The sequence below is a fragment of the Spiroplasma endosymbiont of Dasysyrphus albostriatus genome, from assembly GCF_964019495.1.
Classification (GTDB): Bacteria; Bacillota_I; Bacilli_A; order Mycoplasmatales; family VBWQ01; genus Spiroplasma_E.
Genome location: NZ_OZ026447.1, coordinates 1,356,363 through 1,376,831, shown reverse-complemented (window position 1 = coordinate 1,376,831; position 20,469 = coordinate 1,356,363). Strand labels below are relative to the sequence as shown.

Here is a 20,469-nt window from a genome sequence, read left to right as displayed (position 1 = left end):
AAAAATAAGACATATTTTGAATAATAATTTTTAATAAATATTAAAAGTGTTATTAAAATAAAATTTTAAATTTAAAAACTATGATAATAATCACAGTTTTGCAAGAAGTCTATTGAATAAAACCAATTATTCATCCTCAAAAACGACCAAAAACTCCACGAACATAAACATAAGCACCACCATTAGTGTCATGATAAACACGACTACATTTAGTAAAAGCAAGTGCAGTTCCCGCAGCAATTAAAGCACATAATAAAATAACTCATAGCATATGTAAACCAACGCCACCATTATTTCAATAATAAATGCCAATTAATGCCATTGGAAATGCAATACCACAAGTATAGTTAAAACCAATTCATATTAATTCATTAAGACTAATTTTTTCATTATTAGCACGAGATGATTTTGCTCAAAATTTTAATTTTTTTAAATTAAACATTCAATTAGTAATTCCTTTCAAAAAATAAATTATTTTTAATTATAACTTAAAAAAAATATTTTTATTTTTTAATTATCAAATTTTATGATATTAGAACAAAAGTAGTTTTAAAGTGATTAGCAAATTAAACAATAAAATATAACAAATTATATTATTATAATTTGTTATATAAATAGTTACTAATTATTTTACTTTTAATTTTCCCTAAATAATGAGTAAAAAAACTTAATTTCTTCTTATTTAAATTTTGATATTTTTTATAATAATTATCAAAAAAACATTAAACTTTACGAACTGGACTTTTTACTCAATAAGTTCAATTACCAGTAAAAACATTTGAAAAATCACCTTCATTTAAATATTTTAATCCGTGATTATTTGTTCCTCAAACTTCATCTATCTTACCATTACTATCACGATTTAGTGATCATATTCTAATGTTTGCTAATTTATTTGTTTGTGCTCAATTATATAAATCTTTAGCATCTTCTAAAGTAAAATAGTTATTATTTACATCATTAATACCAATCATTGGTGTAATACCTAGTTTTTGATAAACATCAGTAAGTAATAAATTAGACTTTGGAAAATATTGTTTTATTAATTCAAAATATTGGTTAGCAGTACTTTTAATTGCTTGTTTAGCAATATCAAAAAAAGTTAAACCTTTATCAATTACTTCTTGTCCAACAATTTCACCATAATCCATAGCCATAATGTTAATTGTAAATAAATCTTCAACTTTTAAATCTGCTTTTTGATATATTTCTAAAGCTATTTTAATAACATTCTCAATATCTCTACCAACTAGCCCCGTTGGCATTACTGGTAATGTAACACTAAAGTTTCAATTTTGATTATTTCTTTTCATTTTTGTTAATGTAGTAAATAAAACCTTCATTCCATTAATATGATCATTATCAAAGTTTATACCTTCAATATCTAAGTCTAAATTTAACGGCATATCTTTAGTTTCAAAACCTGCAAATTTAGTAATTCGTTCTTGATACTCAATAAAAGCTGGTTGTAACATTGCTACTGCTTTATTAATATCTTTATTAGATAGCCCATATGCAACATCTCATGGATTATATCCAACCGCTGAAGCAGCTCCACCATATGCAACAACAATATTATTAAAGCCATCATTCTTTACTAAAGGTTTAAGCACTTCTGGTTTTAATTTATTTTCTACTCAATAATCATATCCAGCGCCCAAAGACTGTCCAGCAATAGTTAATTCTAACTTATCTTTAATTGCAATTGCTTGCTGAACAAAAGACAAAGTAATAGATTTTAAATCTTTTATTTTATTAAAAACTTTTTTACCATCATGTAATATAATTTCTTTACCATTAATTAAGTCTCTAGGAGTTGTTCCTATTCATAATCCTCCATCATAATAAGGTTGGAATAAATAGTTAGCATGTTGTTTAACTTTATTAGTAACTGATTGACCATCACGATTGGGGTTAACTTCAATTCAATTACGAATTAAACCTTTTCACGCTTCTAAATTTATTTTTATCATAATTACTTTTTTCCTTTCATTAAAATAATAAGATTTATTAAAATATTAATTTTTCTAAAGTTATTTCAAAATAAAAAATAATTGGCAATTTAGCACCAATTTTAAAATGTTATTAGGAAAATTAAATTAAAATAAATCTTAATTCTAATTTTATACTTGAAAAAATTAATATGTAATAAAAAATTTCTTATAAAAAAATATTTTTTTATAAGAAATTTTTTAAAAATACTTAAAAATGTCCAAAAAATAGACATTTTTAATAAAAATAAATTTATACAAATTTTTTAATAGCAATATGATTAGAACTAATAATTCTAATACCACCATGATTTTTATGAAAAGCAACTTGAATTTTATCACCAATTAATTTAGTAATAATACCTTTTCCAAAAATTTCATGAATAATTATATCTCCAACATTTCAATTATTAGTTATTTCAACCTTATCTTTATTATCAGCTTTATAGTAATTAAATTTAGAATGATTACGATTTTGATAAGTTGCTGCCATTTCTTGGTGTTCGTTATTAATGATTTTTAAATATTTAAGATCTAAATCTTTTAAGAAACGAGATGGTTGTTTCATACGATCCAAGATATATGAATATCCACTGGCACTAGATAAAAATAATCATTTTTTTGCCCTAGTAATTGAAACATAAAAAAGTCGTCGTTCTTCTTCAATTTTATCTAAGTTTTCTATACTAAATTTACCTATTCCAGGTAAAATACCTTCATTAATGCCAACTATAAAAACAACATCAAATTCTAGACCTTTAGCACTGTGAATTGTCATTAAATTAACGGCTTTATTAGTACTATTTTCATCTAAATCAGTATATAAACTTACTTCTTGTAAAAATGACGTTAATAATTCTTCGCCTTGTAATTCATTATTACTACTATCATATTCAAGCAATTGTTCTAATAATTGTTGAACATTTTCAATTCTTTCTTTTTCAAGATTATCTTCTAGTTTTTTTAAATAATTAGTTTTATTTAATAAATTTTCAACCATGTTATGTAAAGAAGTAACATCTTTGATATTAGTTTGCATCTCATTAATTAAATTAATTAAAGGTTGTAAATGTTGACGATAATTTTTTGGTAATCCATACTGAAATTTAAATAAGTATTCATTTAAAGTTAGTGATTGTTCATTAGCAAGTAATAATAAGTTATCAATAGCTTTTGGTCCAATTTTAGGTGTTGCATTTAAAATTCTAATCATTGATATATTATCATTTCAAACAATAATTTTTAAATACGCCAAAATGTCTTTAATCTCTTTACGTTCAAAAAATTTATAACCACCAAAAATTTTATAATTTATATTATTATTAATCAAAGCTTGTTCTAAATCTTTTGATAAATAATTATTACGATAAAGAATAGCAATTTTATTCAAATCTAAATGATATTTTAAATGAATTTTTTTAACAGTTGTTGCAACTCAATGTGCTTCTTGATCACTACTACTAGCATGATACATAACAATATCATTACCAAGATCATTTTTAGTAAACAGTTCTTTTTCAATACGTTGAACATTATTTTTAATTAAACTATTAGCTGTATTTAAAATCTTAGTTGTTGAACGATAATTTTGATTTAAAATAAATGTTTGTGTATTAGGAAATTGTTTAGTAAAATTCAATATTAAATTAATATTTGCTCCTCTTCAACTATAAATAGTTTGATCAGGATCACCAACTACAGTAATATTTTTATGATTTTTAGCAAGTGATAATAAAATATTATATTGAATATCATTAGTGTCTTGAAATTCATCAACTAAAATAAAATCAAATTTCTTTTCTCATTTTGTTAAAATATGTGGAAATTCTTTAAATAGACGTTCAACTAATAATAATAAATCATCAAAATCTAAACATGAATTAATAAATTGATATTTTTTATACGATTCAAAAACTTTGATACGTAAAATTCACTCATCTTGATTTTGATAATCAGCTAATAATTGATCTTGAGAAAGATAATTATTTTTTCAGTTAGAAATATTAGAACTTAATAATCTTAACTCCTGCAATTCAGCTTTATGTGAAAATTCTTTTTGAAAAATATCTTTTAATATTTTTCGTTGATCTTCTTGATCAATAATATTAAAATTATTATTAATATTTAAATAATGAATATCTCTTCTTAATATTTTGGCACATAATGCATGATAAGTAACAATATTAACATTAATGTTAGTATCATTTAAAAGTTGCATTATTCGTTCTTTCATTTCACGTGCTGCTTTATTAGTAAAAGTTAATGCCAATATTTTTTCACTAGCAATTTTAATTACATTAATTAAGTAAGCAATCTTATATGTTATAACCCGCGTCTTTCCAACTCCAGCCCCCGCAATAATACGACATGGGCCATCAACATTAATAATTGCTTGTAGTTGTTGTTCATTTAGATTTTCTAAAAGTTTTGTTTTATCCATGTTATTTATCCTTAAGTTAGTAAGAGTATATACTATTAAAGACTATTTATATTTTCTAATTCGTCATCATTAATATTTCCTGGTTGAGAATAAACTAAATGAATATGTGGATCATTAACGTTAGTTGATATCTTCCTTTTATTAGTTGCAAGTGGTTTCTTGTTAATGACAAAAGTTTTATGATAACGATCAAAGAATAGCTGATGATATTTATCAATTTTAGTGACGATCATAATCCCACAATACCAAGCAAAATCAAAACTAACTACAGAACGAATAAGAATATTTAATCAAGAATTTAAAGTACTATTACTATTAATAGTAGCAATGTTTTCATTAAAAGTCAATTTCATAAAAAGAATTATTGAAGTGGTTAATAATAGAGGAATAAAAACTAAAAATAGTTCACGATAAAAAAAATGTTTTAACTTTAAATCTTGATTTTTTTCATTTACTAATCTTATTTGAAAAATTAATTTTCCCAAAGTTTGACCCTTACATTTTCATGGGATAATAACAAAATATATAATGACAACAATTATATTAATAATAAAAATAATTATTAATTGTCATGATTCTTGATTACCTTTATTATCTAAATAATGAATTGCTAATCCAATTATTAATGGGATTAAACTAACAAAAATCACGTCAAAAATACGTGCAATAATACGTTTTCATGTTTTAGCTATTATATATGTTTCGGTTGTATCTAATTTTTTAATATTCATTTTTTTACTCTCAATATTTTGAATCATCTCTAATATTATTATCTTTAAAATATTTCTTAAAATAAGTACTTAGATCAGGAGCATAAGTGGTAAATTTATCATTTGGATTAATAGTATTAAAATAAGAATTTTTTTTAAAATTTTTAAATTTAAATTCAATAATTTCTTTGACACGATTATATGTTTTTTCAATTAATGCAGGTTTTTTAGAAATACTAATAAATCTTAAAAGAGTATATAGATAGTATCTAACAAAAGCATATTCCAACTCTTCATATAAAACTTTTTTAATTTTATAATTATTATAATAGTTTAAAATATGTATTCATTGGTGCATTAGTTCAAAAATATTATCATTTTCCAATGTGTTATTTTTAGACGTTAATAATGTTTCATTAATTGCATAATATGTTTTACAATGTGCTAAAAATGAGTATAAAAATAAACTATCAAATTGGATTTCTTTACGAAATTGTAAATTATATTCATTAATAATACTAACTTTCATGATTTTTGTTGTTAAAACTGGTGTTGTTAAAGCAAAGACTATTTTTCCTTGTGTTGTATTTAAATTATATATTTTATTAACTTCAGTTCTAATTGTTGAATGAAAAACATTATTTATATCAAATTCATAACGAACACAATATTCAATACAATCTAAATCCTTATTATTATCTAAAATTTTATTAACTGTTTCAACAAAATTAACGCTAAGAATTTCAGTTGGATTTAAAATAACTACATATTGTCCGAAAATATATTTAAGGCCAAGATTACGACTAATGGCAATACCTGATACTTGATAATTAGTAATCATTTTTAAATTTTGTGGATATAATTTAAAATATTTACTAAATATCTCCAAATTTTCATTGTTAATGCCATCATCAACAACAACAACTTCAAAATTAGTTTTTTTATTTACAAAAATCTTTGATAAAAAAGAATCTAAGTGCTCGGATTCAAATGAAGTTGTATATAAAATAAAACTTAGTAGCATAATAAATATTTCCTCTCTTTTATAAATAATTATAACACTTCTTTAACAATTTTAAGTGAAGGTTTATCAACATTTATTTTTTATTTTTTTGATTACTATTTTTAAGTTTATTTTTAGATACTAAAGTAGATTTTTCTATATTATCTGTTTCTTTAATAACTTTAACAGTCATATTTTTATGATCAAAAATAGTTTTTAAATTACCTTCAATAATAACAGTTTCAGTATTATTAGGTTTAATAACGTTTCGTTTTGCGGGCTTGCTAACTTTTTTCTTTTTTTGTCCTTTTAATATTTCTGCTCTTAATAAAGCACGTGTTTTTCTAATTTCAAATTTTTCAAATTTAAAAAGAAATGATTTAATAAACTTTTTATACGAATTAACAAAATATCGAAGTCTTTTCTTGCTTCGAGCATGATTATCATATTTTAATAAAATACAAACATAGTTTAATTCATTTCTTGCTTCTGATTCAATTAATGAATTAAAAAAACTGTGATAATTATGACTTAAGTTATATGGTTGACCAGATATTGGGCTTTTATAAGGAGTAAAACCTAGATTACCAGTAGTTTTATAATACTTAAAATCAGCAACTCGTGTTGTCATTTGTCCCTTAGGATGCTCTGGTGATTTAATTTCTGATATTTTAAAAATATTATTTGTATCAAATTCTAAAAAATAGCAATATACCTTATGAACAAAGTTACCTGCAGTTTTAAAAGCAATATATAAATCTACTTTTGCTTCATAATTTAAATTATCAAAAATACTAACGTATGGTTGATAAAAATCATATTTTTTATCAATAATTTCTCAACCTTGTTTTTTAATAGTAAGTTCAATCTCATCAGCACAAATATTTGGATTTAAAATAATTTTCTTCATTTTCTACTCCTAACTCTAATATTTTCTAAGTCTATTTTATCAAATTATATATAAAGTGTGGTCTAAGAAAATTTTTCACTTTGATTAATAATTAAAGTACTTTTATTTTTACTATTAAACAACTAACAATCATCATAAAATTATCTTTAAACTATATGAATATATCATATATTTCTACACATATTAAAGTTATTCTTTTTTAAAAACTTTTAGCAAAAATTATATTAAACTTTATTTATTACTTTTTCTAAAATAATATAGAAATGATGAATATATTATTAATAAATAAAATACTAGAAAACTATATATTAATTAAAAAAGAATACTAACATTAATATTAGTATTCTTTTTTAATTAATAATTTTTCTTCATCTATAACTTATTTCTTTTATTTTTTTGCAAAAATAATAGTAATAATAAAAATATCTAATTTACTTAATCTGAATAATAAACACCATTACTACTTCCAATATACATTTTTTTAGTTGCACCATTGAATATTAATTTTTTAATACTAATATTAACTTTAAATTGAAGTTTATCAAAGGTTGATGATCCATAACTTTTTCAAAGATTACCAGTATTATCACCAACATATATACAGTTATCATTATTAATGACAATAGATGTTAAACAATTTGATAATGGATGTAATTGAAATCTAAAAAAAGAATTCTTATTATTATCTTTTTTTCAAACTTGCCCTGACATCTCAGTAGCATAAACATTACCTAAATTATCAAATGTTAAATCAGTAATTTTACTACCAGTAGTAAGAAGTTCCTTAAATTTTTGATCACCACCAATATTTTTATAAATTTGACCATCAGTAGTAGCAGCGTAAATACATTTATCATTATTATTATCTTTAATTATTGCAGAAATTTTTCCTTTAGTTCCAGGAATAGTTTGCAATCATTCTTGTCCAAATGATTGATAATATGCTTTAACATCATTATCTGTACCCATATAAAGATATTCTTCACCATCATTAGAAGTATAGACTATCATTGATAATAAGTTAAAATCAAATTTTTCAAGTAGTTTAAAATTATTACTATCATTATTTTTTATATAAATTTTTGTTTCATTTTTTGTTTCTTTTATAGCTACATAAACATTACCATTATTAGAAGTTGCTATTGCTTGAATAATACCTTCACTTTTAAATATTGGTTTAATATCTTTATTATTTTCACTAATATAATAAATAATACCTTCATCATTAGCAGCATAAACATTGCCTTTTTGATCACTAGTTATTGATTGAATTACACCACTAGTTCCTTCCAATTTTGAAAATGTTTCATGGTTATTAACCAAACAATTTTTAATTAATTTGTTATTAGAAACATGAGTATTAATTGAAAGCATAGTCCCTGAACTAGCAAAAAATGTTATAGTAAACATTGTTAATAATTTTTTAAAATGCATAAGTTTTTTTCCTCTTTTACTTTTTTATTATTTTTTAAAATGCATAAGTTTTTTTCCTCTTTTACTTTTTTATTATTTTTTTTAAATATTTATGTTTTTTATTTTATAAATTAATATCTACAAAAGATATATCTTTTGTAGATATTAATTTAAGTTTATAATTGAAAAAAATAATATACAACATTCTTTTAAGTACTCTATTTTTATTAGAAAGTATTAATAAAAAGGACACCTAAAAATATAATGTTTAGTTCTCATCAGTAGTAGTTTTATTTTTTAATGATGAAGAATTATTAACAACTAATTTATTTTTTTTATTTCCAACTTCATTTTTTGCATCTTTATGATCATGTCATCAATTAAGTAACAACGATAATGGTACTAAAATAATAATAAATATTAATAAACAACCAATACTTCATAAAATAGTCATTGGATTAGGATTAATAAGAATTTCTCTTAATCCTTTTATTGCATAACTAAATGGTAAAAAATTATACATTACTTGAAAAAACTTGGGTTCTAATTCAACAGGAAAAGTACCACTTGATGAAGAAAGTTGTAGTATTAAAAGAATAACAATTAAAAATCTACCCAAATCATGATTACGAAACATGTGAGCAATTGATTGAACAACCAAATCAAAAATAATTGCTATTAATCACATGTATAAAAACATTTGTCAAAATCGTTGTCATAAATCAATATTATTAAATAATAGTAATAATGAAGTTACTAAAATTGTTGACTGAATTAAACCAAAAATAATCATTCATGCTGATTTAGCTAAATAGTTTGATCAAAATTTAGTTTTTGGAATATCTTTATTTCTAATAAAAGTAAAAGTTAATAATAAAGTACCTACTCACATTCCAATACACATGAAATATGGACCCAAACCAAATCCATAAGGAGATTTATCTTGACCTTCAATATTAATATTAAAATTAATAAAGTTAATAGGTGCCAATAAAGTATGATTCATTCAATAATCATGTTCTAAAACTTTAATATGTTTAATCTCTTCGTTTCTTGTTACACTATCAATATTATCATTAAATTGTTCGGCATGAGGACCTAAACCAGGAACAACAATTGAAAGAATACCATAAATTTCTTTTAAAATTGGTTGTAAATGGTGATAACCTGAATCAGAAGCATCTTTATCTCAATAATCAAATACTTGATCACTAATAACAACAGGTAAAAACTTACTAAAAATATTATCTTTTAATGCATTTAAAGCAAAATCATTAATTTCACCTAAAATCGGACTAACTTTATATGAAGCTTGTAAACTAATTTTTGGTCTAATAGTAATTTGATTAATAAGATTCCAAATTCTTTCTGGAGTTTTAATATTATCAATAACTACTTTAAAAGCTTGTTTAAAAAAATCATTAAAATCCTTAGTAAAACAACTATCAATAATAATTTCAGTTAAAAAAGTTTTGTCATTTTGATGTTGATAATAACTTTTTCAATCATCATAATAATAAACAGTAAATGTTTTTTTCTCATTGTTAATTTGTAAATCATTAATTTTAAATTCATAAGCACCACTACTATTAGGATTTTCATTATCCAAATTTAAATTATGTCGATTAATAACACGATTAATTCCTACTGCAGAACTATCGTTATTAACTAAAGCAATTGGTAAACGATTAATATTTCCCAATGGATTAAAAAAAGCTCATAAAGCAATAAAAGCATATAAAAATGGAATAAAACATAGTGCAATACTTTTAATAATTGTTCTTTTATTTTTATAAATGTGTTTAGTCCCCACTGCTTTAAAAACCATTTTAAATTCTTGAATAGCAATTTTAAATTTATTTAAAATTTTTAACACTTTGTTACTCCTTAATAGATTATCTTTAATAAATTTAGTTATAATAATATTATAAATACATTTGATAAAAAAGGAGAAAAAAATATTATGTTGCAATTAACAATTAAAGGTAAACCCGTTCATATTAAAAATGAAATAATCAAAGTTGGAGATACTTTATCATTTTCTGCAGTTAATAAAACAATGGATAATATGAATTTAGAACAATTCACTAATAAATTTAAGATTATTTCTAGTGTACCAAGCATTGATACTAAAACTTGTGCTTTACAAACTATACACTTTAATAAAGAGGCTACTAAATTAAAAGATTTAGTTATCATTACTATTTCCAAAGATTTACCATTTGCTCAAAGTCGCTTTTGTGAAAAACTAAAAATGAATAATAATTTTCATATTTTAAGTGATTATCGTAATAATGAAAATAATTTTAGTAATACTACTAATTTATTAATTGATGAAATCCAATTATTAGCACGTACTATTATCATTGTTGATAAAAATAATAAAGTTATATATTTACAAATTGTTAAAGAAGTAACATTAGAACCAAACTATGATGAAGTTCTAAAATTTATTAAAACTTTAACATAAAAAAAGTTAGGTAATATTTTTAAAATAAGTATTACCTAACTTTTTTGTATTTATCAGTAGACTTTTAAAAAACTATTTATTTTGAAAATCAACTACGACTTTTTGAAGTCTTATTTTGTTTTTCAGATTTTTCTTTTTCTTCTTTATTCATAACTTTATCTCCTTTTTAGATTATAAAGATATTTGTCTCATCTTTCTACTTGGTGACTTTTCTCTAACATCTTCTCTCACAAGATTATCACTTTTTTTATTATTTTTCAAAATTTCTTCTATTTCATTGGTAAAAGCAACAACTTCTTTCTCAAAAATTCTTAAATCGTGTTCATCAGGTTGAGGTTTTTGATTTTCTTTATTAATTTCACTTGCCACAAAAGTAATCATTTCTAATTTATTTTGTATTGCTCCATTTTGCTCTGCACTTAAATCTTTTTTTGCTGCTTCTACTTGTTCTTGTAATTCATCTTTTCTTTTATAAATATTTTCCAAATTTTGCTGTTTTAATTCTCTTTTATTTTCTTCAAATCTTTGACTTAATTCATTTTGCATATCCATAAAATTTTTATTTTTATTATTATTTCAAATTTGTTGAAAACTATTCAAAATTCTTTGTTGTTTTGCTTCTGGAGGTAAGCTTAAAAATAATTCTTCTTGTTGTTCTCTTTTTAATAATATGGAATGGCAACACTTTTTAGGACTATTTTTTGGTAGACATTTGTTGTTGATATTTAACTGGAGTTAAGTAGGGTGGTTAGCCCTAATTACTGGACCATATTTTGATAGATATTTCTAAATTTTTATTTGTAATATTGGTGGTTTTAAAAATTTAGAATGTATTCTTTCATAATTATAAAACATAACATATTGATTTACATCATTAATAGCTTCATTGATTGTTAAATATTGATTTGAGTCTTTAGGCAATCATTCTTGAGATAAATGTGAAAATCAATTTTCAGATATGACATTACCGCCAATATCATATGGTTGTTTTTTGCTTAAAATTATTTGTTTGTTTTTTGCTCATTTTGTAATTTCTTGACAATAAAATTCGTTGGCGTTATCTGAATGTAAAATAACGTTTTTTATTTGATTTCAAGAAAATTGGTTGTTTATTTTTTCAAGTGCAGGAAGAATTAAATCTTGATATGATTTATTTGAAAATGTATTATAACTAACAACATTATTTGAATAAAAATCAATAATTACAAAAAGATATAGTCAACCTTCTTTGGTGTTTATTTGTTTAGTATCCATTGATCAAATTTGATTTGAAGCGGTTGTACTTTTGTAATCTTTGTTTACTTTATCCATTGTAGGTATTCACTTATTTGGATTTTTTTTGTTTTTAGGATAGTTATTTTTAGTTTGTTTTAATCCTTGAATATTGTGTTTTTTCATAATTTTTCGCATTTGTTTTGTTGATAATTCTATATTTAAAATGATATTTTTCTCTTGTTTTAATCACTCTTTAAAAGCTGAAAAAATTCTTAAATATCCATAAATTCTACCTTTTCTTGTAGAATGAAATTCGATTAAAAGTTGGCATAATTCTTGATATTTATGATTGCAATTAATAATATGATTTTTTTCTTTTTTAATAAGTTTTTGTTTATTTTTTAAAAAGTAATATGTTGATCTGTTTAATTGAAGATATTGACATAAGTTTCTAATTGAATATTGATTTTTGCAATCATCGATAATTTTAATTTTTTCTTTGATATTTAATTTGTTAATTATTAATGCTATTTGTTTAATTTTATCCATTAATAAAAATCCTTTCAGGTCAAAATTAGTGTTCATTATATAACACAATTGTTTTTAGAATACATTCAGATTTTTTAAATTAATGGTCTAGTAAAAAGGGCTAAGTGGCCCTCCAAATAATCTTTGTTCTTGTAGTTTATTTTCTATATTTATTTCATTTTTTGATTTTCAATTAGGCAAAAAGAATTTTTTTATTTTTTCTTTATACTTTTCTCATCCTGTAACAACTCCACCAACAATAACTCCAGAAATTAAAGCACATATTGACGGTGCATAAAAAGTTGCTACAACAGGAGCTACTAATGTAGTAACCACTAAACTACTTAAAATACCAATACCAGCCCAAGCAACTACAAATATTATCCCTTTTAATACTTTTCATAAAACTTTTCTTACTTTTTTATTTTTTATATCTACTTGTTCTTCTTTTTGTTTCTCATTAAGGTTATTAATGAAATCAAAAAATGGTATTCTAATAATAGTTGTATCCTTATTTTCTTCTAATTTAATAAAACTTTCATCATTTTTTACTTCATTAGAAAATTGTTCATAACTTAAATGTCTAATTTGTTTAATTACTTGATCTGCTTCAAGATAAATTAGTTGTTGTCAAATTTCTTTTTTTTCATCATCATGAATTTCTAATAATAAAACTGGTTTATTATTAATTTCTATTATTTCATCATAAACAAAATACTCTTTACCTCCCTCTACTATAGAAGTTTCAAATTGAAGATATTTTAGTTCATTATCTTCACCTGATTGATTTTCAAACATAAACGTTTCACCATTATGTCAATTTTCATTATTTTTCTTGAATTTATTAGTGAACTCACTTTCTGCAGTTTTGAATTGTTCTGCAAGAATTGTTTTTTATTGGTAAAGCCATTTTGATATCTCCTTTTAATTAAAAAACCCATTTACTTTAAAATAAAGCAATGGGTAAAAAACTTATATGTTTAATATTTACATTTTATCAAATATTATATAATTTACAATATTTTATTTAAATTAATATTTATTTAATTTATGAAAAATATCTGTTGTCAGTAAGTATATTAACATAGTACTAAGCTTTTAATTATTTTAATTTATGGATATTTTTTGAATTTATCAATGTTATTTAATTTTTCTGAATAACCTTTAATTTCAATATATTTCTTTTTAAAATAAAAAAATAATAAATTTAGAAATATATTAAAACTATATAAAATTACAATTTTATTACATGAGTTTTTATCTAAAATTAAATAATGTACATTTAAATTTTCGGATTTCTTGATTTATGTTTGTTTATTTGTTTTTCTTCTTCAATTTTTTTTAATGTCTCTTCTTGTTTCTTAGCTTTTGCAAGTAATAAATCAAGTTTTCTACTTTCTTGTTCTGCATCATGTAATAATTTTACTAAGTTTTTTATTTTTCATTCATAATATTTTTTCTCCCTTTCTTTTAAATAAAATTATGATTTATTAACTCAAAAGTAAGGATGTTATTTTTTTAATTATTGTGCTTAAAAATTGAAAATATGTTATACTAACATCATAATAAACTAAATTATTAAAGACCATTAGGTTCGACTTATTCTTTTTATTAGATAAGTGGAACCTAATTATTTTTAAATAAAAAAGGATGTGAAAATTATGTCAGCACAACAACAGCAACAACCAAGTAAAGAAATTTTTGATAAATTACAAGGTGAAAAAAATAAAAAAGAAAAAGCAACTTCTTCTGGTTGAATTGTAAAATTTGCAAAAGATGTCGCTTATATTTCTTTTTTTCCATACATATGATTAAAAAAACTTTTAGTTTCACTATTTAATAATCGAACTAAAAAGCCTAAACTAAATCAATCAGTTAATATTATTAAAAATAAAGATAATGTTAATCAAAAAAATAATGTTTCTACAAATAGTAATGGACAAGTTAGTTTTAAAGAAGTAGATGCACTAGATCCAGAAAATGAATCAGTAGCAGAAACAACAGCAGAAGCACTAAAATTAAATGGTAATACTACTAATCCATTCCAAAATGTTGCACATAGTTGTAATCGTGAAGAAATTCCAGTAGTTTCAACAACAACTTCTGGAAAAAAATTAACTACTTAAATTATTTAAAATATTTATTAGTTCGTTCTAAATCAATAATATTATCAACATCCCAATGACAATCAAATGATAAAACATAAGGTTTTAATTCAAAATTATGTTTAATACTATTACTAATTAAATATTTACCAACCATTGTTGTTTGCAATACAAGTTCTTGTTGTGGATTTATTAAATCTTCACCAAGAACTTTTGCTCATTTTTTAGTAATATAACTTCATTCTCCCGCCAAGAAACTATCCTTTTTTTTACTTTTAATAATATCAATAATATTACCATTCTTGTTTAATTTATAACTTCAATCTTCTTTGATATTATCATGATCACGCTTAATAGCGGCCATCATATTAGTTGAAAAATTATTTAAAAAAATATTTTTTGTACTAATCATATCACCAGAAATAATAAAAATATCATCTTGACCATTAAAATATGATGATACTAATGTCAAAGCATAACCACTATTATAATCAAGGAAATGTTGATTATTTATTAAGATTAATTTTGAATATTTATGAGTAAGAAAATTAAATTCATCTTTTAAATGACCAGTAATGACAATAATTTTTTTTAAATCATGTATTTCAATTAAATGATTAATTATATGTTCAATTAAAGTTAAACCTTTAAATTTAATTAACGATTTATGAACATTATTTGAGATAGGTTGTAATCTACTGCCAATTCCTGCTGCAAAAATAATAGCAACTTTCATTATTCCTCCTTTACTTAACAACAAAATTAACAATCTTATTTGGTATACAAATTGTCTTAATAATTGTTTTATCTTGCAATCAATGTTTTACTTTTTCTTCATTATTAACTACTTTTAAAAGTTCTTGATTATTTAAATTTTCTTTTACTACTAAAGTTATTTTCGTTTTACCATTAATCTGAATAGCAATAGTAACTTCACTAGTAATCAAAAATTTTTCATCATAACTTGGAAACTGACTTTTATTAATACTTTCTTTATTACCAAATTGAAATCATAATTCTTCAGCAATATGTGGAGCAAATGGATTTAATAATTTTAAAAAATTAACTAAATATTGTTGATAAATAGTTGGTGCTTTATAACAAGCATTGATAAAAATCATAAGTTGTGCAATAGCAGTATTAAAATTTAAATCATTAATATCATTAGTTACTTTTTTTACAGTTTGATGATAAATTGTATCTAATGATTTATCATTCTTAGTAGTAATTTTTATTTTATACTCATCTTTATTAACAAGACGATAAATACGCATTAAAAACTTATAACAACCAACCAAACCACTATTTAATCACGGTAAAGATGCTGTTAATGGCCCCATAAACATTTCATATATTCGCAAAGTATCAGCACCATATTCATTAATAATATCATCTGGATTAACAACATTACCGCGTGATTTAGACATTTTTTCATTATTTTCACCAAGAATCATACCCTGATTTACCAATTTTAAAAATGGCTCTTTAACATTAACTAACTTTAAATCATATAGCACTAAATGTCAGAAACGAGCATACAATAAATGTAAAACAGCATGTTCTTGACCACCAATATATAAATCAACCGGTAATCAATAGTTAAAACGTTTTTGCGCAATAGCACTATTAAAATCACAATAAGTACCATCATCATTTTTTAAAATATATGCTAAATAATATCAACAACTACCTGCTCATTGTGGCATTGTATTAATTTCTCTTTTTCCTTTTACACCATCTTTTCTAGTTACATGTAATCAGGAATTTGGTGCATTAGTTAAAGGTGCATTCCCCGAATTAGATGGCTTAATATTAGTCATTTTTGGTAATAATACTGGTAATTGTTGTTCATCTACTGTTGATATTGTACCATCTTCTCAATAAATTATCGGAAAAGGTTCACCTCAATAACGTTGACGAGAAAAAAGTCAATCTCGTAACTTATATGCAGTATGTACTTTTCCTTGTTTTAAAGTTAGTAATTTTTTAACAATTAAATTAGTAGCTGTTTCTAAATCCTTACCATTAATAAAATCAGAGTTAATATATTCACTAGTACCCAAAAATGGTTCATTTTTATTATTAGTTTTCATAATAAAATTGATTGGTAACTTTTTATTTTTAGCAAAAATAAAATCACGACTATCATGTGCAGGAACACCCATAATTGCTCCTGTCCCATAATGATTTAAAACATAATCACCAACTCAAATTGGTAATTTACTTTTAGTAAAAGGATGAATAGCATAACTTCCAGTAAAAACACCAGATTTTAAAGTATCATCTCCTTGACGCATTAAATCTGTTTTAGTTTTAGCAGCTAAACAGTATTGAGTAACTGCTTGCGAATATTCACTAGTTGTTAAATCATGAATTAATGGATGTTCAGGGGCAAGTACTAAAAATGAAACACCAAAAATAGTATCAACCCTTGAAGTAAAAATAGAAACCTTACATTTATTATTTTCAACTATAAAATCAACTAGTGTTCCAAGACTTTTACCAATTCAATTACGTTGTAATTCCTTAACACTATTTGGTCAGTCTAAATCATCTAATCCTTTTAATAATTTTTCAGCATACTTAGTAATTTTTAAAACCCACTGACGCATTGGTTTTTTAATAACTGGGAAATTACCACGTTCAGAAACCATATGACCATTAATGTTAATTATTTCTTCATTAGCTAAAACAGTTCCTAACTGTTCACAAAAATTAACTTCAACATCTTTAATTTCAGCTAACCCTTGTTCATAAAGTTTAATGAAAATTCATTGTGTTCACTTATAATATTGAGTATCTGTAGTATTAACTTCTTTATTATAATCAAAACTTAGACCAATACTTTGTAATTGTTTACGAAAATTATTAATGTTTTGTTTAGTAAATGTCTCTGGATTATTACCTGTATTTAAGGCATATTGTTCAGCTGGTAAACCAAAAGCATCTCAACCAATTGGATGCAAAACATTAAAACCATTCATTATTTTAACTCGTGAAATAACATCAGTAGCACAATAACCTTTAGGATGGCCAACATGTAAACCTGATCCTGAAGGATAAGGGAACATATCAAGAATATATGATTTTGGTTTTTTATTATCATCAATATTTGTTTTAAAAGTTTCATTTTTTAATCAATACTGCTGTCATTTTTTTTCTATTTGTTGGTGATTATAACTCATGTTTTTCTCCTTTAATATGTTCAGGTAAAGTAATCATAAAACCATAATATCATAATCATTTAACAAGTTGCAATGTTTACTTATTGATTAAATTATATTTTAAATATTTTGTTAATTATCAATCAATGTTATTAAACTATTTACTAATATTTATTTTCTACAAAAATGAAATAGTTTTTATTGTATTTCAAATAAAATATACTATATAATTATCGTTAATATTAAATAAATTCAAAGGAGGATTCTATGAACACACAAAAAGTTTTAAATAAGTCTTTAAAACAAAAAACAAAGCAGCAAAAAATAGGCTTAGGAGAACTGGTGTGACTTTGGATTTAATTATACTTGCACAATAGCTTTTCCTATGTCTTTTATAGGAATATATTATTGAAATAATGGCGGAGTTGGATTACATCTAATCTGAATTATGATTTTAGGTGCTATAATGGCTAGTATTAGTGCATGTGCTTTTTTAAAATGTAGTAAAGTTTATGCTGGTAATAATGGTTGGAGCATATATTTATGTTAGGGCAACTTTTGGTCGTTTTTGAGGATGAATAATCGGCTTTATGCAATATATCATTTTACCATCTACTGTTATTGGTGGTATTATTTCAATGTTTAGAATTAACTTAAACCAATTATCATTTTTTTCATGATTACCTGATAGATGATCTAATTTATTTATTGATAGTTTAGGAATTATAGTTTATTGTTTGGTTACAAGTTGTATCTATTTTGGATTAAGAGGTTTTCGTTGATTTGTTAATATTTCAGGAATCATTAAATGACTGTCAACTTGTTTTTTGATTATTTGTGCCATTATTCTGGTAATCAAAAATGGCACTATAGTTTATCAACAAGCATTTGTTGGTACTAAACATCTTCATTTTACAATTAATATTTTTAATAATGCTTTTAGCAATTTTTTCTACTTTTTCCTTGGTTTTGAGACCTTTACTGTTATTGGAAAAAATGTTAAAAATCCTAATAAAAATTTAGGTAGGGGAACAATTATTGTCTTATTTTTGACAACTTTTTTTTATTTAATTATTACAATTTTAATTATTGGTGCCATCAGTTCACAAGGACCTAATGGTAATAACGGATGAGCAAATGGTGATAATAATTATAATCCAAATAATGTTATTGCTGGGATTGCTGGTACAACAGGTATCATTTTACTAGTTATTTGTACTTTATCAATTAAATTGAATGGTGTAATACAAGTAGCGCTATATTCTGGAGCTATGCTACAACCATTAGCGAAAGAAGGATACATTAGTGAAAAAATAGCCAAATTAAATAAAGAAAATATTGCAATGTATGGTAATACTATTAATTTTATAATTACAATTATAATTTGTATTATTATGCTAATAATTCCGGATTTAATTGGAATTAGTTTTAATTACAACCAAATGTTGGGATTTACAACTAATATAACAATGGAATGGCAACACTTTTTAGGACTATTTTTTGGTAGACATTTGTTGTTGATATTTAACTGGAGTTAAGTAGTTTAAAGTGCTGTGAATTCTTATATTGTTATATCAATTGATGTAATCAAATAATTCTAATTTTAATTGGATTAATGATGTAAAATTTTTATCATTAATAAATTCGGTTTTAAAAGTTTTAAAAGTTGCTTCAGCAACAGCATTATCATAAGGACAACCTTTTTTACTTAAAGAACGGTTAATGTTGAATGCTAGTAAAAGTTTATCAATAATTTTATTGTTAAATTCATTACCGCGATCACTATGAAATATTTGAATATCTTTTAAACAGCGATTTGATTGCATAAATGCTTGATGTACTAATGATGCATCTTTTTTAACTCCAACACTATGTCCGATAATTTCGCGGTTAAATAGGTCTATTAATAGGCAAATATAGTTTCACCTACCATTAACTTGTACATAAGTTAAATCACTAACAATAACTTCATTTTTAATCCTATTCTTAAATTTTCTATTAACAAGATTAGTTATTTGACTATCGTTAACTTTGTTATTATGATTTTTGAATGATAATTTAGTATATTTTGATATTAAATTATGTTCATTCATAATTTTTTTAATTTTTCTGCGCGATAAATAAATTTCTTGGTTTTCTAGAATTTTTTTTAATCTTCTAGTACCATAAACTTCTTTATTTTCTTTAAAAGCACTAATAACAGCTTCATCATAAATATTATTTTTGATTTTATTTTCTTTTTTCTTTAAATTAAAATAATATGTTGATTTAGATATTTTTAAAAAACGACACATTGTGCGAATTTTATATTTAGCTTTATTTTTGACAATAATTTCTATTTTCTGCCTATTATTAGTGCTGCTTGCTTTAAAATATCATTTTCCATTCGTAATTGCTTTAATTCTTTTCTTAATTTAATTAATTCATTTTCTTCAAAAGAACGATTATCTTTAGTTTTAAAACTTCCTGAATTACTAAATTGCTTAATTCAATTGTAAGTAGCTGCTCTTGTAACATTAT

Annotated in this window: 17 protein-coding genes; 3 read left to right on the top strand and 14 right to left on the bottom strand. The window is 23.1% G+C overall.

What is annotated here, in order from left to right; translation table 4 throughout:
* Nucleotides 1-109: 109 nt before the first annotated feature.
* From AACL11_RS08210 to AACL11_RS08175, 8 genes are all read right to left on the bottom strand, one after another.
* On the bottom strand, nucleotides 110-442 hold the full coding sequence (locus tag AACL11_RS08210) for a hypothetical protein (protein ID WP_338987358.1): 333 nt from the start codon (nucleotides 440-442) through the stop codon (nucleotides 110-112).
* Between the two features lie 280 nt (nucleotides 443-722).
* Nucleotides 723-1,973: a hypothetical protein gene (locus tag AACL11_RS08205; RefSeq protein WP_252320206.1), complete on the bottom strand. Its 1,251-nt coding sequence runs from the start codon at nucleotides 1,971-1,973 to the stop codon at nucleotides 723-725.
* 271 nt (nucleotides 1,974-2,244) lie between these two features.
* Nucleotides 2,245-4,431: an ATP-dependent helicase gene (locus AACL11_RS08200; protein WP_338987356.1), complete on the bottom strand. Its 2,187-nt coding sequence runs from the start codon at nucleotides 4,429-4,431 to the stop codon at nucleotides 2,245-2,247.
* Nucleotides 4,432-4,466: 35 nt separating this feature from the next.
* Nucleotides 4,467-5,162, bottom strand: coding sequence for an RDD family protein (locus tag AACL11_RS08195; RefSeq protein WP_252320210.1), 696 nt, complete (start codon nucleotides 5,160-5,162; stop codon nucleotides 4,467-4,469).
* 4 nt (nucleotides 5,163-5,166) lie between these two features.
* Nucleotides 5,167-6,165 (bottom strand): glycosyltransferase family 2 protein, encoded by a 999-nt coding sequence (locus tag AACL11_RS08190; RefSeq protein WP_338987354.1) that lies wholly within the window; start codon nucleotides 6,163-6,165, stop codon nucleotides 5,167-5,169.
* A 73-nt stretch (nucleotides 6,166-6,238) separates the two neighbouring features.
* The gene (locus AACL11_RS08185; protein WP_252320214.1) at nucleotides 6,239-7,054 is read right to left on the bottom strand and encodes a hypothetical protein; all 816 of its coding nucleotides are present in this window, start codon (nucleotides 7,052-7,054) and stop codon (nucleotides 6,239-6,241) included.
* Between the two features lie 435 nt (nucleotides 7,055-7,489).
* On the bottom strand, nucleotides 7,490-8,488 hold the full coding sequence (locus AACL11_RS08180; RefSeq protein WP_338987353.1) for a WD40 repeat domain-containing protein: 999 nt from the start codon (nucleotides 8,486-8,488) through the stop codon (nucleotides 7,490-7,492).
* Between the two features lie 247 nt (nucleotides 8,489-8,735).
* A complete protein-coding gene (locus AACL11_RS08175) occupies nucleotides 8,736-10,343 on the bottom strand; it encodes a YhgE/Pip family protein (RefSeq protein ID WP_338987352.1) in 1,608 nt (535 codons plus the stop codon).
* Nucleotides 10,344-10,430: 87 nt separating this feature from the next.
* Between AACL11_RS08175 and tpx the strand changes: the two genes are divergently transcribed.
* Nucleotides 10,431-10,937 (top strand): thiol peroxidase, encoded by a 507-nt coding sequence (gene tpx, locus AACL11_RS08170; protein ID WP_338987351.1) that lies wholly within the window; start codon nucleotides 10,431-10,433, stop codon nucleotides 10,935-10,937.
* 171 nt (nucleotides 10,938-11,108) lie between these two features.
* Here tpx and AACL11_RS08165 read toward each other — a convergent pair whose 3' ends face one another.
* From AACL11_RS08165 to AACL11_RS08155, 3 genes are all read right to left on the bottom strand, one after another.
* Nucleotides 11,109-11,483, bottom strand: coding sequence for a hypothetical protein (locus AACL11_RS08165; RefSeq protein ID WP_338987350.1), 375 nt, complete (start codon nucleotides 11,481-11,483; stop codon nucleotides 11,109-11,111).
* A gap of 240 nt (nucleotides 11,484-11,723) precedes the next feature.
* Nucleotides 11,724-12,737 (bottom strand): IS3 family transposase, encoded by a 1,014-nt coding sequence (locus tag AACL11_RS08160; RefSeq protein WP_338986622.1) that lies wholly within the window; start codon nucleotides 12,735-12,737, stop codon nucleotides 11,724-11,726.
* Between the two features lie 51 nt (nucleotides 12,738-12,788).
* Nucleotides 12,789-13,478, bottom strand: coding sequence for a DUF1360 domain-containing protein (locus AACL11_RS08155; protein WP_338987349.1), 690 nt, complete (start codon nucleotides 13,476-13,478; stop codon nucleotides 12,789-12,791).
* A gap of 863 nt (nucleotides 13,479-14,341) precedes the next feature.
* Between AACL11_RS08155 and AACL11_RS08150 the strand changes: the two genes are divergently transcribed.
* The gene (locus AACL11_RS08150) at nucleotides 14,342-14,806 is read left to right on the top strand and encodes a hypothetical protein (RefSeq protein ID WP_338987348.1); all 465 of its coding nucleotides are present in this window, start codon (nucleotides 14,342-14,344) and stop codon (nucleotides 14,804-14,806) included.
* Nucleotide 14,807: 1 nt separating this feature from the next.
* On the opposite strand, the gene AACL11_RS08145 is transcribed toward AACL11_RS08150, so the two are convergent.
* Nucleotides 14,808-15,521 carry a sugar phosphate nucleotidyltransferase gene (locus tag AACL11_RS08145; protein WP_338987346.1) on the bottom strand — a complete coding sequence of 238 codons (714 nt, stop codon included), beginning with the start codon at nucleotides 15,519-15,521 and terminating at the stop codon, nucleotides 14,808-14,810.
* A gap of 10 nt (nucleotides 15,522-15,531) precedes the next feature.
* Nucleotides 15,532-17,970: a leucine--tRNA ligase gene (gene leuS, locus AACL11_RS08140; RefSeq protein ID WP_338987344.1), complete on the bottom strand. Its 2,439-nt coding sequence runs from the start codon at nucleotides 17,968-17,970 to the stop codon at nucleotides 15,532-15,534.
* Nucleotides 17,971-18,473: 503 nt separating this feature from the next.
* Here leuS and AACL11_RS08135 point away from each other — a divergent pair.
* Nucleotides 18,474-19,487 carry an amino acid permease gene (locus AACL11_RS08135; RefSeq protein ID WP_338987342.1) on the top strand — a complete coding sequence of 338 codons (1,014 nt, stop codon included), beginning with the start codon at nucleotides 18,474-18,476 and terminating at the stop codon, nucleotides 19,485-19,487.
* Here the strand turns inward: AACL11_RS08135 and AACL11_RS08130 are convergent.
* Complete coding sequence (locus tag AACL11_RS08130) at nucleotides 19,443-20,252, bottom strand: IS3 family transposase (RefSeq protein WP_338988473.1); 810 nt, start codon at nucleotides 20,250-20,252, stop codon at nucleotides 19,443-19,445. The genes AACL11_RS08135 and AACL11_RS08130 overlap by 45 nt on opposite strands.
* Nucleotides 20,253-20,469: the final 217 nt, after the last annotated feature.